Source organism: Candidatus Desulfofervidus auxilii (assembly GCF_001577525.1).
Lineage (GTDB): Bacteria > Desulfobacterota > Desulfofervidia > Desulfofervidales > Desulfofervidaceae > Desulfofervidus > Desulfofervidus auxilii.
The window spans coordinates 2,106,385-2,119,901 of record NZ_CP013015.1 but is presented as its reverse complement, the minus strand read 5'-3'; the positions used below and the strand labels follow the sequence as shown (position 1 = coordinate 2,119,901).

General features: G+C 37.2%; 18 protein-coding genes. 10 read left to right on the top strand and 8 right to left on the bottom strand.

Annotated features, from left to right (window positions below):
* Positions 1-47: 47 nt before the first annotated feature.
* Genes lepB through moaA form a run of 3 tightly spaced genes read right to left on the bottom strand, consistent with a single transcriptional unit; the run spans position 48 to position 2,669 of the window.
* The gene (gene lepB / locus HS1_RS10560) at positions 48-668 is read right to left on the bottom strand and encodes a signal peptidase I (protein WP_245669977.1); all 621 of its coding nucleotides are present in this window, start codon (positions 666-668) and stop codon (positions 48-50) included.
* Between the two features lie 51 nt (positions 669-719).
* Positions 720-1,658: an ROK family protein gene (locus HS1_RS10555; RefSeq protein ID WP_066065098.1), complete on the bottom strand. Its 939-nt coding sequence runs from the start codon at positions 1,656-1,658 to the stop codon at positions 720-722.
* A 33-nt stretch (positions 1,659-1,691) separates the two neighbouring features.
* Complete coding sequence (gene moaA, locus HS1_RS10550; RefSeq protein ID WP_066065095.1) at positions 1,692-2,669, bottom strand: GTP 3',8-cyclase MoaA; 978 nt, start codon at positions 2,667-2,669, stop codon at positions 1,692-1,694.
* 221 nt (positions 2,670-2,890) lie between these two features.
* On the opposite strand from moaA, the gene HS1_RS13195 reads away from it, so the two are divergent.
* The 6 genes from HS1_RS13195 to HS1_RS10525 all read left to right on the top strand — a co-directional run bounded on the left by HS1_RS13195 (position 2,891) and on the right by HS1_RS10525 (position 4,847).
* Positions 2,891-3,034 carry a DUF4258 domain-containing protein gene (locus HS1_RS13195; RefSeq protein WP_156469456.1) on the top strand — a complete coding sequence of 48 codons (144 nt, stop codon included), beginning with the start codon at positions 2,891-2,893 and terminating at the stop codon, positions 3,032-3,034.
* 122 nt (positions 3,035-3,156) lie between these two features.
* On the top strand, positions 3,157-3,375 hold the full coding sequence (locus HS1_RS10545) for a DUF2283 domain-containing protein (protein ID WP_066062016.1): 219 nt from the start codon (positions 3,157-3,159) through the stop codon (positions 3,373-3,375).
* Positions 3,376-3,566: 191 nt separating this feature from the next.
* Positions 3,567-3,779, top strand: coding sequence for a hypothetical protein (locus tag HS1_RS10540; RefSeq protein WP_066065092.1), 213 nt, complete (start codon positions 3,567-3,569; stop codon positions 3,777-3,779).
* A gap of 59 nt (positions 3,780-3,838) precedes the next feature.
* Positions 3,839-4,105: an AAA family ATPase gene (locus HS1_RS10535; RefSeq protein ID WP_066065089.1), complete on the top strand. Its 267-nt coding sequence runs from the start codon at positions 3,839-3,841 to the stop codon at positions 4,103-4,105.
* An 18-nt stretch (positions 4,106-4,123) separates the two neighbouring features.
* Entirely contained in the window at positions 4,124-4,435 is a 312-nt protein-coding gene (locus tag HS1_RS10530; protein ID WP_082757799.1) for a type II toxin-antitoxin system Phd/YefM family antitoxin, read from the top strand.
* Positions 4,410-4,847, top strand: coding sequence for a type II toxin-antitoxin system VapC family toxin (locus HS1_RS10525; RefSeq protein ID WP_066065082.1), 438 nt, complete (start codon positions 4,410-4,412; stop codon positions 4,845-4,847). The genes HS1_RS10530 and HS1_RS10525 overlap by 26 nt, the downstream gene beginning before the upstream one ends.
* Before the next feature lie 279 nt (positions 4,848-5,126).
* Here HS1_RS10525 and HS1_RS10520 read toward each other — a convergent pair whose 3' ends face one another.
* Entirely contained in the window at positions 5,127-5,348 is a 222-nt protein-coding gene (locus HS1_RS10520; RefSeq protein WP_281178301.1) for a type II toxin-antitoxin system PemK/MazF family toxin, read from the bottom strand.
* Between the two features lie 185 nt (positions 5,349-5,533).
* Positions 5,534-5,662 carry a DUF2281 domain-containing protein gene (locus HS1_RS12905; RefSeq protein WP_082757797.1) on the bottom strand — a complete coding sequence of 43 codons (129 nt, stop codon included), beginning with the start codon at positions 5,660-5,662 and terminating at the stop codon, positions 5,534-5,536.
* A gap of 227 nt (positions 5,663-5,889) precedes the next feature.
* Here HS1_RS12905 and HS1_RS10515 point away from each other — a divergent pair, with 227 nt between their 5' ends.
* The 3 genes from HS1_RS10515 to HS1_RS10505 all read left to right on the top strand — a co-directional run bounded on the left by HS1_RS10515 (position 5,890) and on the right by HS1_RS10505 (position 7,865).
* The gene (locus HS1_RS10515) at positions 5,890-6,264 is read left to right on the top strand and encodes a cupin domain-containing protein (protein ID WP_066065079.1); all 375 of its coding nucleotides are present in this window, start codon (positions 5,890-5,892) and stop codon (positions 6,262-6,264) included.
* A gap of 43 nt (positions 6,265-6,307) precedes the next feature.
* Entirely contained in the window at positions 6,308-7,021 is a 714-nt protein-coding gene (locus HS1_RS10510) for a haloacid dehalogenase type II (RefSeq protein ID WP_066065076.1), read from the top strand.
* Between the two features lie 76 nt (positions 7,022-7,097).
* The gene (locus tag HS1_RS10505) at positions 7,098-7,865 is read left to right on the top strand and encodes an undecaprenyl-diphosphate phosphatase (RefSeq protein ID WP_066065073.1); all 768 of its coding nucleotides are present in this window, start codon (positions 7,098-7,100) and stop codon (positions 7,863-7,865) included.
* Positions 7,866-8,275: 410 nt separating this feature from the next.
* Here HS1_RS10505 and HS1_RS10500 read toward each other — a convergent pair whose 3' ends face one another.
* On the bottom strand, positions 8,276-9,688 hold the full coding sequence (locus HS1_RS10500; RefSeq protein WP_066065070.1) for an ATP-binding protein: 1,413 nt from the start codon (positions 9,686-9,688) through the stop codon (positions 8,276-8,278).
* Positions 9,689-9,856: 168 nt separating this feature from the next.
* Between HS1_RS10500 and HS1_RS10495 the strand changes: the two genes are divergently transcribed.
* On the top strand, positions 9,857-10,201 hold the full coding sequence (locus tag HS1_RS10495) for a hypothetical protein (protein ID WP_066065067.1): 345 nt from the start codon (positions 9,857-9,859) through the stop codon (positions 10,199-10,201).
* A gap of 632 nt (positions 10,202-10,833) precedes the next feature.
* On the opposite strand, the gene HS1_RS10490 is transcribed toward HS1_RS10495, so the two are convergent.
* The gene (locus HS1_RS10490) at positions 10,834-11,763 is read right to left on the bottom strand and encodes a hypothetical protein (RefSeq protein ID WP_066065064.1); all 930 of its coding nucleotides are present in this window, start codon (positions 11,761-11,763) and stop codon (positions 10,834-10,836) included.
* A 24-nt stretch (positions 11,764-11,787) separates the two neighbouring features.
* The gene (locus HS1_RS10485; RefSeq protein WP_066065061.1) at positions 11,788-12,996 is read right to left on the bottom strand and encodes a PPC domain-containing protein; all 1,209 of its coding nucleotides are present in this window, start codon (positions 12,994-12,996) and stop codon (positions 11,788-11,790) included.
* Positions 12,997-13,517: the final 521 nt, after the last annotated feature.

Sequence of the window (13,517 nt, the reverse complement as noted above, 5' to 3'; positions counted from 1 at the left end):
CAAACTTACAAAATACAGTTTTTGTAAACAGAAAACACCATGTCCTTTCAGTGAATAATCTTTCCTATTCTGTTCCATCTAATATGGTAGAATGGTCTTTCCCATGACCAATAGATAATAAGTGCCTTGCCCAAAATATCTTCTCTGTCTACAAAGCCCCAAAAACGGCTATCATAGCTAGAGTCTCTATTGTCCCCCATCACAAAGTATTTATTTTTAGGCACCACTACTGGCCCAAAGTTGTCTCTAGGTAGAACATCTGCTGGAAATATCCTAGAGTCAGAATGATAAGCATGAGGGTCAGGGTAAAGCTCACCATTTATATATACTTTTTTATCTTTAATCTCTATTTTATCTCCTGGTAAACCGATTACCCGCTTGATGAAATCTTTTTTGGGGTCAACAGGATAGATAAAAACAATCACATCCTCCCGTTTGGGGTCCCTGAATTTAACCACTGTTTTATTAATTATTGGTATTTTTATCCCGTAACTAAACTTGCAAACTAGGAGGTGGTCACCAATTAGTAAAGTAGGAACCATAGAACCAGAAGGAATCTTAAAGGCCTGGATAATAAAAGACCTTATTATTAGAGCCAGGATAAGGGCTATAACAATAGATTCTGCCCATTCCCTCAGTTTTGATTTCTTACGCTCGATCTCATCCAAGACAAGCTCCTTTGTGTTTATCTTGAAAATACGACCAAAGATTAAAAAATTTTAATCTAAATTTTGTTTCACTAAATAACACGCTCCATAAATACCTGCCATATCCCCCAAGGAAGACTTTATTATTTTTACTTCACTATAATCTATAGCCAATAATTCTTTTGTTAAAGTGCCTTTTAAAGAACCAATAAACTCTTCCCAAGCATTACTCATTCCTCCACCAATAATCACCGTCTTAAATCCTAAAGTGTTACACAAAGTGGCAATCCCAATACCCAGGGCCCAACCGGCTAACTGGAATAAATAACAGGCTAAAATATCACCTCTTTGGGCGGCTGTAAAGACATCCTTAGCGGTAATCTTAGGATACTTGGCTAAAATAGAAGGCATACCTAAGTGCATATGCTTATAAGCTCGTCTTACTAACCAAGAGGCTGAAGCAAATGTCTCAAGACAACCTCTACGTCCACATAAGCATCTTTCTCCATAAGGATCTATTTTAATATGTCCTATTTCAGCAGCACTAGTCTCTCCGCTCCATAAGTGACCTTGGTAAATAATGCCTCCACCTATACCTGTTCCCAAAGTAAGGAGGAAAAAATTTTTTTCTCCTCTTCCTGCTCCTTGCCAAGCTTCACCCAAGGCAATAAGGTTGGCATCGTTTTCTATAAATATAGGATAGGGAATAGATTGTCTTAACATCTTCAGCAAAGGTATTTGCCGCCAACCAGGAAGATTGGGGGAGAAACATACTATACCCTGAATAGGTTTTAAAATCCCTGCTATTCCAATGCCTATACCAGCAATGGGGATCTCAGAATGTTCTTTCTCTATTCGTTTCACTTGAGAAATAATCTCCTGGATAAGCTTCTCTACTCCCCTTTGAGCCCCAGTAGGTTGTGTATAAAAGGCAATAATTTTTCCTTCTTCACTTATTAAACCACATCTAAGGTTTGTTCCTCCTATATCAAATCCAATCAAACCCTTCATGTCTTAGTAAATAAAAACCACAACAGTCTCTTCCTACCCACCGATTTTAAGCATAGGACGATGGATTACAAACTTAACATACCCATGACTTTTTGGCTTGTGGGTAATGGCATCTTCAATAATGGCTTTTAAGGTAGTATTAGAAGCCCCTTGCCGTAAGGGTGTTTTTAAATCCCATTCTTGATCAGAGAACAAACAAGGACGTAATTGTCCATCTGAGGTAAGTCTTAAACGATTACAATTAGGACAAAAATGGTGACTCAAGGCACTAATAAATCCAACTTCACCCAAACTGCCCCTGAATTTATACCTTTGGGCTGGACCATCAAGCGCACTAGAAGGGACTTTTTCTAGTTTGCCTATTTTTTTTAGTCTTTCTTTTACTTCATCAGTAGAAATAAACGATTGTTCAAAATTGATACCTGTAGACATCAAAGGCATATATTCAATAAAACGAATATATAAAGGATAATCAAAGCTTAGATTGGCTAAATCTATTATTTCATTATCATTAAACCCTTTTATTAATACTACATTAATCTTTATGGGATGAAAACCCACCTCAATAGCCTTTTTTATTCCAGCCCAAGTTTGAGAAAAGGCATCCACTCCCGTAATATAGGCATATTTTTGGGGACTTAGAGTATCCAAACTGATATTGATGTGTCTCAAACCAGCTCTGTATAAATCCGAAGCGAATTCTCTCAAAAGGGTGCCATTAGTGGTAAGACAGAGTTTTTGGATAGTTGAAATATTATTAATTTGTTCTATTAAATAAACAATATTTCTTCTAACTAGTGGTTCACCGCCTGTTAACCGTATTTTTTTAAATCCTATTTGAGCTGCGATTTTTACTAAGCGGACAATTTCCTCATAAGTCAATATCTCATTATGGGGTAATCTTTTCAGAGCTTGTCTAGGGACACAATAGCGACATCGCAAGTTGCAACGGTCAGTCACTGATATTCTAAGATAGGTAATTTTTCTATTATAGGCATCCTGTAGAGACATAAATGCTAAATAACATTATCAAAATAATAAAGTCAAGAAATTTGTCCAAAAACTGTAGTAACTTTAAAAGAAAACCCACCCGCCTGCCGGCAGACAGGAATGTTTTTAAAGATTGACAGAAGGAATAAAAACTGTATAAGCATTAATAAAATGTTTTTTATAAAGAGGAAAGCCCTTTATTATGATTGCTAAAAAGTAGTTGAGAAGGATTTCTTATATGCATGAAAAAAATTGAGTTTTCTAAGCATGCTTTATTAAGGATGGAAGTGAGAGGAGCTACAAAGGAGGAGGTTGAATTAGCTATAAGAATGGGAGAAATAGTTTCTGTAAAACAAAATCAGATTGGGTTTCGCAAAAAACTTTGATTTCCACAATTATTGGAAAGGAAAATTTTATAAAATAAAGCAAGTAATACCTATTGTTGCTGAAGAGATTGATAAATCCATTGTTGTCACTGTTTATACTTTTTATTTCTAATGAGATTATTATGAAAATAACTTATGATTCTTCAGTAGATGCAGCTTATATTGAATTTAAGTCTGCAAAAGAAGTAACAACTATTAGACTCACAGAGGATGTTGCCATAGACTTAGGAGCAAACGAAGAAGTGATTGGCATAGAAATTTTAAATGCCTCTAAGCATTTATCTTTAGATAAAAAGGAGCCCTATATTATATTAGAAAAATTAAAGGCAAAAGTAGCGTAAGCCCTATTTTTTAATTTTCTGCTATTAAAGGTAAAAATAATGTGCAAATTTATCACATAAAGCTCTTTAAAAACACTTCTTTTTTTCTAACTACTAGAAGATAAGTTTATCTTGGTGGAATAAATATACCTTTTCTCTCTTAGCTAATTCAAGCATGGTCTTTGTAAAACCACTCTTACTGAACAAGGAAGATGCTGAGACAAAACGCCTGCCTGCGGGCAGGGACAGGCAGAGATGATATGGACGATAAAGGAAAAGGTATTGTAGGAAAGTATTGGGTTTCCAATAGAGAGAAGATAAGGGAAAATGTTATATTAAAGGAAAAAATTATAGTAATTTTGGATTTTTTAATAGAAAGAAGTTCTGCTATCGGTTTCTTAGTACGGGAAGAGACTAAATTTTGAGTGTGAGGGAATATTTGTACTTAAGGCGTAAAAAGTTATTCGGTTTAAAAGGAGGATTCATGAAAAACCTCATCATTGAAAACTTTACCCGTATTAGAAGGGCTGAAATCGCTTTTGGCGATCTTACCGTGTTTGTTGGCCCTCAAGCAACCGGCAAAACCCTTGTCCTGGAACTCATGAAATTGGTTGAAGATAGACCGGCCATAATGAGCAACCTCAAAAAACACGGGTTTGATAGGGCACGTCCGGCGCGGATCTTTCTGCTTGGAATATTGACTTCCGAAAGTAAAATAGTTAAAAATTTAATTAAGCAATTGATTAATTAGTTTGAGGAGGAAGAGATTGTGAAACGTGTGGTAAGTGCCACGGAAGCCCGGATCCGGTTTGGGGAGTTGATCCGACGGGTGGTAGAAGAGCGGGAGCCTGTTCTTGTGGAACGAGGCGGAAAACCTTATGTAGTGCTCCTCTCTGTTGAAGAATATGAACGCCTTAAAGCTATCCAAAGCAAAGAGACATGGCAGGAAATAGTTGAACAGGTTTTACGTTTGGGATCTCGTATAAGATCCCGCAGAAAAGGCAAACCCCTTACTCCTCCCGAGAAGGTTATTCACGAGTTGCGTGAGGAAAGAAATGCTCAACTCTCCGGTCTGCGTTGATGCAAGTTTCGTCATAAGACTTCTTGAAAGCGTTGATTCTCAATCCTCTGCTATCCGCCTGTGGATAGAATGGCATGAGGCTGGGCGTCCGGTAGTTGCTCCTTCATTATTATACTACGAAATAACTAATGCTCTGCATCGCTACGTTGTTCATGGGGAGCTTCTACCAGAAGAGGCTTCCGAGTTGTTGGATGTGGCTTTAAAACTGGATATTACCCTTTACGGTGATGCCGATTTGCATCGGTATGCTTTGAAATTGGCTAAAAGTTTTTCTTTGCCTACGACTTATGATGCTCATTATTTGGCTTTGGCTGAACGCCTGGGGGCTGAATTCTGGACTACTGATAAGCGTTTAGTAAGAACTGTGCAAAAAGTTATATCATGGGTGCGCTTGTTGAAAGAAAAGAAATAAGTTGGGAGATACTTCATGAAAAATCTAATCATTAAAAAACTTCGCCCGCATAAGAAAGGCCGAAATCACCCTTTGGCGACCTAACCGTGTTTGTTGGTCCTCAGGCAACCGGCAAAACTTATATTTGGGTAATGATATAGACCTCAAACGTCATTAAAACCAACAAGGAAAATGGCGCTTCACATTTAGAAAGGCTTTTTGCAGGAGTCTCTTCTTATTATTTCTCTAATGACCAAACTCAGGGGCGGTGTTTACGCCGTCCACTGTAGTGGCTTGCTATCATTCCATTATCCATTTTCCTAATTTGTCTTTAATCCTTTTTAACCTCTCTGAAGATATTTTACCTATTCTCCCAATTAGTATGTCCTTTTCTACAACAGCAAGCCTACTTACCCGGATTACACTTTCTGTTTTAAGTCCTGACTCTTGAAAGTCCTTATCTTCTAGTGTAATTATTTCATCCAATTCTTTATTAAACTGATAACTCTTGGAAGGAACCATATTCCCCTGGTAGTTTTTTTATAACAAGCGCTGGCCGAAGTTTTCCCTCCTTTAGGTCTGTTTGCGGAAAACGAAATAGTACAACATGCCCTTCTTTTACCATTCAGTATTTTTCCTTAATATCTTCTAATGTATATAGAGACTCTTCTGTTTCTAATCCTCTCATGGCCGATTCAAGAGAAAACTTATTCCACTCTTTTTTTTTCTTCTTCCTTTACTTTTTTTGAAAGAGAATCTATGAAATCTAATATTTCTGATTGCTTATCATCAGGTAATGATTTAACCTTTTCTATTATCTTTTCTGCCAGACTCATGTGTCCTCCTCAGTGATAATATTTTATTATATCATAACTTTATTTTATTATTCTACATTATTCATTATTTCCTTTTCTACTATAGGTGGATATGCGTTGTCAAGAAAGATGCCATGTTCCTAGGGTAGTCATAGAATATAGACAAAAGAAAACAAAAAAGTTATCATCCCTTTTCGTGCAGGAAGGATTTTGTATCCTAAAACTAGTTTTAGGTTTAATATTCAAAAATGATAATAAAGACCGAATACCATAAGATTAAACCTTATACCACCAAAGATGGTTCGCTAATTCGTGAACTAATGCATCCAAATGTACATGGAAATGCTAAGCAAAGTTTGGCAGAAGCAATTATCCCAGTTGGATTTACAACCTTGCTACACAAACATCATCAATCTGAAGAAATATATCACATTCTTGAAGGTAATGGAATTATGGTCATTGGGCATGAAAGATTTGAAGTTAGGGCTGGTGACACTATCTGTATTCTTCCTGGAAAACCACATCAAATTCAGAACACTGGTAAAATCCCATTGAGGTTATTGTGCTGCTGTTCACCCCCTTACTCCCATGATGATACAGAATTGCTAGGTAGCATTCCTTGAAAAATTTGAACGAATTGGCTTTGTAAAGTTACGCGGAAGCAATATGCTTAATTTTAATAAATACGAAGTTTTAAGTTTTGACTGCTATGGTACCCTTATTGATTGGGAAACCGGCATCATAGCAGCCATAAGGCCCGTTCTTTCAAACCACAATATAATCTTAGATGACGAACAAATTCTTGAGCTTTATGCTGAGATAGAAGCAAAAATAGAAAAAGGTAAGTATGTTGAGTATAGAGAGGTACTTAGAAAAGTAATGCTACAATTTGGTAATCAACTTGGATTTGTGCCCTCTGCTTCTGAATTAGATTGCCTGGTTGAGTCACTGAGAAACTGGCTACCTTTCCCTGACACTGTTAAAGCATTACAAATATTGAAGAAAAAGTACAGACTTGCCATAATTTCTAATATAGATAATGACCTTTTTGCCTTTTCTGCAAAGCATTTAAAAGTTAAATTTGATTGGGTCATAACCGCAGAGCAAGCAAAAAATTATAAACCTTCTTTACATAATTTTAAATTTGCCATTGACAGGATTGGTGTTTCACCTGAAAAGATTTTGCATATTGCTCAGAGTATTTATCACGACATAATTCCAGCAAAGAAAATAGGTCTATCCACTGTTTGGGTTAATAGAAGAAAGGACAAAACAGGAAGTGGCGCAACACTACCTGCAAGAGGCAAACCTGATTTAGAGGTGTCAGATTTGGAAACGTTAGTTTCTATTATGGAGTTAGATTTCAATAACCAAAAATAAAATTTTCTCTTTCCTTAAAAAGGCAAAAGGAAAAGAAAACCTTGACTTTTAAGTTCCCAAGGTTAAAAATCCCATCATGACCCAGGTTAAACTTATTTTCCAAGCCATTTTTTTAGGTATTTTGCAGGGATTAACGGAGTTTTTGCCGGTAAGTAGTTCAGGACATTTGGTTATTGCCCAATATTTCTGTCCTCAAATATCTCAGTCACCTTTAACCCTTGATATTACCCTTCATCTAGGCACCTCATTGGCCCTTTGCCTTTATTTTCGTAAAGACTTAAAAAATATGCTCCTTAATCCCCACATAGCTATACCCATTATTGTAGCCACTTTAGTAACGACCGCTGTGGCTCTACCTTTGAAGCCATTTATAGAAGCTGCTTTCCATTCGCCCCGTCTGGCTTGTTTGATGCTGCTCTTTACAGGAACATTTCTTTTCTTTGCCGCAAAGATTAAAAATAATAATCGCACGCAGGTAGGCTGGCGTGAAGCTGTAAGTATTGGTCTGGCTCAAGCCTTAGCAGTTTTACCAGGCATTTCACGCTCAGGCACAACCATTTCTACTGGAGTTTATTTAGGACTAACGGGTGAAATGGCAGGACGTTTTTCTTTTTTAATTGCTATTCCAGCTATATTTGGTGCTGGTCTGTTGGAATTAAAAGACATATCTACTCTACCTTCTGGTCTTTTTATACCTTATACCATAGGTTTTCTGAGCTCATTCCTGGCTGGTCTTTGGGCCATTCGTTGGCTTTTAAAAATTCTGACCCATACTCAAAACAAGCTTATCTATTTTGCTTATTATTGTTGGCTTATTGGGCTTATCTTCTTTTGGCTAGTGTAGCTTTCTTATAATCATTAACGTGTGGGTAAAATGAGAACCAGCAATAAGAGGCGTGTAAAAGAAAAGGTGTCTGGTAAATTTCCAATTCAGGTGTAAAAATGCCCTGCTGCCATTAGATGGAATGCCATATCGTTTTGCAGATTTTTCCCTAAGTATAAATATTTTCTCCTTGACTTAAATTAAACATTTATGCCGCTTTTTCTATTAAAAAGCCAGATTTTTTGTAATAGCTAGAGGCTCTAACCCATTGATTTACAAGTAGGAAAGAATTTTAAATTAGAGGGGACATCCCACAGTTTGACTTACTGGTATTCCTTTCATGAGTGGCCTCTTTTTTGTCAAATTCATCTATTATAACCTAGGCCACTTTTTTTACAGGAATTATAAGACATCACCCATTTTGTGGCATTTTATAACACACTCAAAAAAAGATGTGCAGGTACAATAGCGATAGCATTTTTTTCATCATAAGCAAGTGTCCTTTTTGAAATAATTATACCACCTCTAGTCTTTTTTAACTGTTTTTTATCTCTTGAAGTAATTCTCTCCTGGTATTTTACTTCAAAATATTGACGTAGCGGGCTCTTTCCCAGTCCAATAAAGTCAATTTCACTTCGGTTCCGCCAGTAGCCAAGTTTTGGAAAAACTTGACTTAAGTGAATACCCACGACGTTTTCTGTGAGCTTACTTTTATACAGTGTATCTTCCACCAGCCTTATTGCTTCTCTATATGGTTCTACTTCCCCCTTTACCCATGCCAGAAAAAGTGAATAAACAAAGGGATCAGAAATATACAGCTTTTTCCTTTTTCTGAACGAAAATTCATTGCCACCCAAATGTTTTACCGCATAAATTACCTTCAATAAAAAAAATGCCTCAAGTGTTTCTACATATTCTTTTATAGTATGGTGAGAACCAATACCACTTTCCTTTGAGATTAAGAGCCAATCTAAGGGCTCATGGCGTTTTTGAAATATAATGGATAAAATCTCCCTCACATAGGATTCCCTTTTTCCTGCCTTTGTTAAATCACCAATAAATGCCTGCAGATAAGTATAGTAAATAGAAGGTTCTATCTTACCTTTTTCTTTAAAACATAAGATGCTTAAAGGAAAACCTCCACAAAGCAAATATTCTTCAAATGCATTTTTAATTTCCTCTTCATAGTAAGATGCTTTAAAACAAGCATTGTATAGAGTTTTTGTATCTATCTCTGAAATAGATGGTAAGTCATTTAAACCGAAAATATTTTTTACATATGCCCTAAAATTAAGAGGCAACATACTTAAATCATTTTCATGAGCACATATCCCCCGTCTGCCAGGGAGTCTTTCACCCCCTTTCTTTAGATCCAAGGCGGATGAACCAGTGAGAATTAAAGTCGCATTTTGAAGAAGACCACTATCATATGCCCGTTTTATTCCTATTGCCCAGTTAGGGGTATAAGTTACTTCATCCAAAAAGAGCCAAAGTCGTTTTTGTTTAAAATCGCTGCGGGCAAAATTTATATAAGTATGAATCAATTCTGCTACCTCATTGTCATCCTTTATATTCCCTATATCAAAAGCAAAATAGAATATGCGTCCAGGGGCAACATGATTTCCTATTAAAGCTTGCATTAACTTTTTAAGTAGGGTAGTTTTGCCTACCTGTCTGGGTCCTCTTATAATATATACTCTATCTTGATCAATTTTTAACATTTCCTCTACAGGATGCTTTAAAACAACAGGAGCACTAAAAAGCTGTTTGAGATGAATATCTTCCTTTAATAACTCTGGGTTGTCCCAGTATCTATTTTGAAATCTTAATCTGGATAATTCCATGTCAATCAAATGCCATAAAATGTAAAATTATGGCAATACAATACCATAATAATTTAATTATGTAAAGAATTAATAATTTGTTGTGCAAATTTAGCACATAAGAATTTAAAATTGACGGCAAGAAATTACATTCATTTTATTAAAATACTTGACTGTTTGCATTATATTATGCAATATAAGAGTAATTTTACAATTTGGTATAGAAATTGCTCTATATCTGAAGTAGATGAAAACCTAAATGAGCAATTAGGGAATAAGTTTTGCGATCAAAGAAGAAAAAATACTATTAAGATGATTTGCGAAGATAATGCAAATCAGACTGCAAAGGCAGTTACGGCTTATTTAAAATTAGACGAATGTAAAGTATTAGCCGAATTTGCTAAGAAAAAGCTTGGATTAAAGGGAGCAATTCTTGTTGCTAATGATGACCTTGGTCGTTTAGGTGCAAATTTTTTCAAACAATATCAGGCTGTTGAAAAAATCATTTTTTTCTCAGACCTGTTCATGAGCTAACAAGAGCAAAATATTATCCGCAGGCCTGCCTAAAGAAAACAGGATTGTTTTTGAAAGATATATAATAAACCTAAACCATTTGATGGCATATTTACAGAGATTTGCCACCCCTGGATAGCCTTTTGTTAAGTAGAAGTTAAGTAAATTCTTAATCCGCAATTGATTTTTAGAGAAAATTCCAACCGCGATGATACCTCAAGGTTAACTTTACCAACCTAGAAATCTAGTTGGGGTCTTTGGTTGCCAGTTTGAGGGGTCAGGTCTTGATTTTTGAATTTTTTCATTAGTTTGGTTTACCTCGTTCATCTGGTTTATGGTTGGTTTGGTTCATATGCGTAAAGTGTGAAGTGTAAGGCGTGAGATGTGGTTTTTTAACACTTTACTCCTTACGCTTTACGACTTATGAAATAAAGAAACAAGAGCGAAATTCACAATTCAAGAGGCTGTTGAAAAATCCCCTTGAGTGGATAAAAGTGCCATCTTTCACCTTCAAAAGTTGTTGATATTTAAGGATTTTTAAAGAGCACTTTTTCAAAAATTAGTTAAAAATCAAGTTTTTCAACAACCTGTCAAGATCTGACCCCTTTTTCATAAACATCAAATGTGAAGACCAGACCCCAAATTGACGTTGATTAAAGAGGGCAGCACTTTGTTGGTCCACAGCAGTATGTTCCAGGTGGGCAACAGCCGCCATCATGACAGCATGTCCACCCTGCATTGCACCACCCCCCTGTCTCACAACATACACCATCAACAGGAATACAGCCATTAGCACAGCACTTCTCACCAGGAGGGCATGCACCCTGGCCATCGCAGTAGTCATATCCCGAAGGAATGCACATATCACCGCATGCAATGGGTCTTTCGGAGCAACACTCAGGAGGAGCGCAAGAACTATCTTTTCTAGTCACGGTTTCGACTGCTGTACAGAGACAGCTGCCGTCTTTGGCAATGGCTGTAAAACTAATAGTAAGAACCCCGCTAGGCCCCGGAGGCACCTTCCATGGACAGGTATAAACGGCAGGTCCTCCCGTCAGATAAAGGGATACACCTGCTGCTTCGGCATGTGTTCTACCAACCCTATGGCGAAAAGGTCTAGGGATTATAATTGTAATGGTTACATAATCATTGGGTTTTGGGTTTTTATTATCTACGTTGATGCTGCACGCCCCTGTCTGGCTGGGGTTGCCTCTACTCTCAGATGGGGGAGTTGGTGTGTCTATGTTATTTTTTACGTAGTTTAAAATAAGGTTATAGCCCACCCATTCGGCAACACCCGAGGCACTTGAATCTGTTGGAATGGGCGCAGGACCAGCGGTATCCACGGTGCTTTGTAAACATCTTTGAAGGGCTGTTAGATCACACTTTTCAGGATTTGCTTCACTACAAGCCTTGCAATGATCTGCCCATGCGCCGATATTTGGTATTAAATTAGAAGTATATATACCGTACCCCAAAGCTAGCAATGCAATTGTGGCTGCTACCCATAATTCTACTACTCCCTGTGTATTTGCTATATGTTTGGTTAAGCCACATACTTTTGGCACTCCAAATGCTTTCATTTGACTTCACCTCTTTGTACCAAGCTACTTAAGGACCATAACCGACACTAGCTTTTTGTTAACAAAACCAAAGGTTATACCATCATAGATATAGTATTGAACTGTCATATCATCTATTACCTCTTGCTGAATATTAAGGGGCTGGCCATGCCGGGCAAGGACATCCTGCAGGGTTATATCAAAGTTGTAATTCTCTGGGTGGTAACGACTTGATGGGAAGTCAGGAAAATTACTTGCCAACTCGGTTTCGCTAACAAACACCCCGTTAACAAAAGATTCGCTCAGTCCCTGTCGGACATAGGTCCATACCTCATCAACCCGCTTCTTACCATTATCATCACTGAAGGTCTTCATAAATTGTTGCGGGTATCCCATTTCACTAACAAATGCCTGCTGGGCAGGGGAAAGTAATGAAAAATAAAACTTTGAAATAGCTAGATTACTTACCCAGTTATTAGTATCAAATGGACTCCTAAGGGTTGATACTAGGACTGCATAAAATGTGTATTCCCCTTGAACAAGCCAACTAGGAAGAATCATGTCTAATAAAGGGTAATTGTTTTTTTCCTCAATAGAAATACCCCTTTGGTATGGAACTACTTGTTCGGTAAATCCTTGGGGGCCAAGAAAAATTAAGGGACCTTGAGGTTGGCTAACTGCAGCATAAAGATCCACATTGCCGCTAATAGAACCTGAGGTTATCTCAAGTGTCCAACTAAGACTAGCCCCCGGAGTAGCTACCTTTGGACTAATTGTCATATCCAGTTGGTGCTTCGTACCGACTTCTACAGTGGCGGTGAGAGTAAAATCGGTCGCAGTGTTGTTCAGGTTCAAAGGGACTACATACCATTTGCCTTCCTGCAAAGCAGGGACGGTGCTGGGGGTAATCTCAATGGATTCTAATGCAGTGGGACCATCTGATTTAATATCAGCCTCAGCAGCTAGTTCACCGATGGTTCCTCCTGAGAGGGGGCTGCCGTATTTCAAGTAAAGATCCAGATCCCCAGTTCCATTAGTAATGGTCACAGTAAGGCGGATCGCCGTAAAAGGAACATCAATACAGTAGTTCCTATAGGTACGAGAAGGCAAGGAGGTATGGACTGGAGTTCCACTGTGGAGGGTTTCTGCTGCTTGAGTATGTACATACTGAATAAACAAACATAGACATCCTACTATTATCCAAAATGATATTAGCCTTTTTGTTATTATTTTACCCTTTGCGACAATATCCACAACTATCTATTCCTCCTATTTTACATGAAAAATAACTAAAGACACATCATTTTCATCATTTTGTCAAAGAAAAAGTTCTCCCAAAATCCGTGATTGATTTTGGAGAAGGGTATTTTTAATAAGGAAATAAGAAAAAATTAAGAAAGAACACCAGAATTATCCCCTACGAAGTCAAAAAAGGCGTAGGGTCATTTCACCAAGACAGAGCTTAATTGTCTAGATAAATTAAGAGAAGAATTGGGTATCAGGGAAAGGTTTCAAAATACACAAGAATTGAAGGTGGTATTATTAATTATGTTCGGCTACCCTTTTTACAGGAAATTTGGGACCTGACCTGAGCCAGTGTTTATGAATTGATTAAAAAATATGGCATAAAGATAAATGCTTTCTAATGTCAGAAAACTTTACAATTTAGGTGTCACAATACTTTACAGCTAAAATCCTTGCTAGATGCCATTTTTAGCCTGAGAGCCAATTTTGGTGTCAGTAAACTTTACAAAAATGGGTCCGAATCTAAAAAC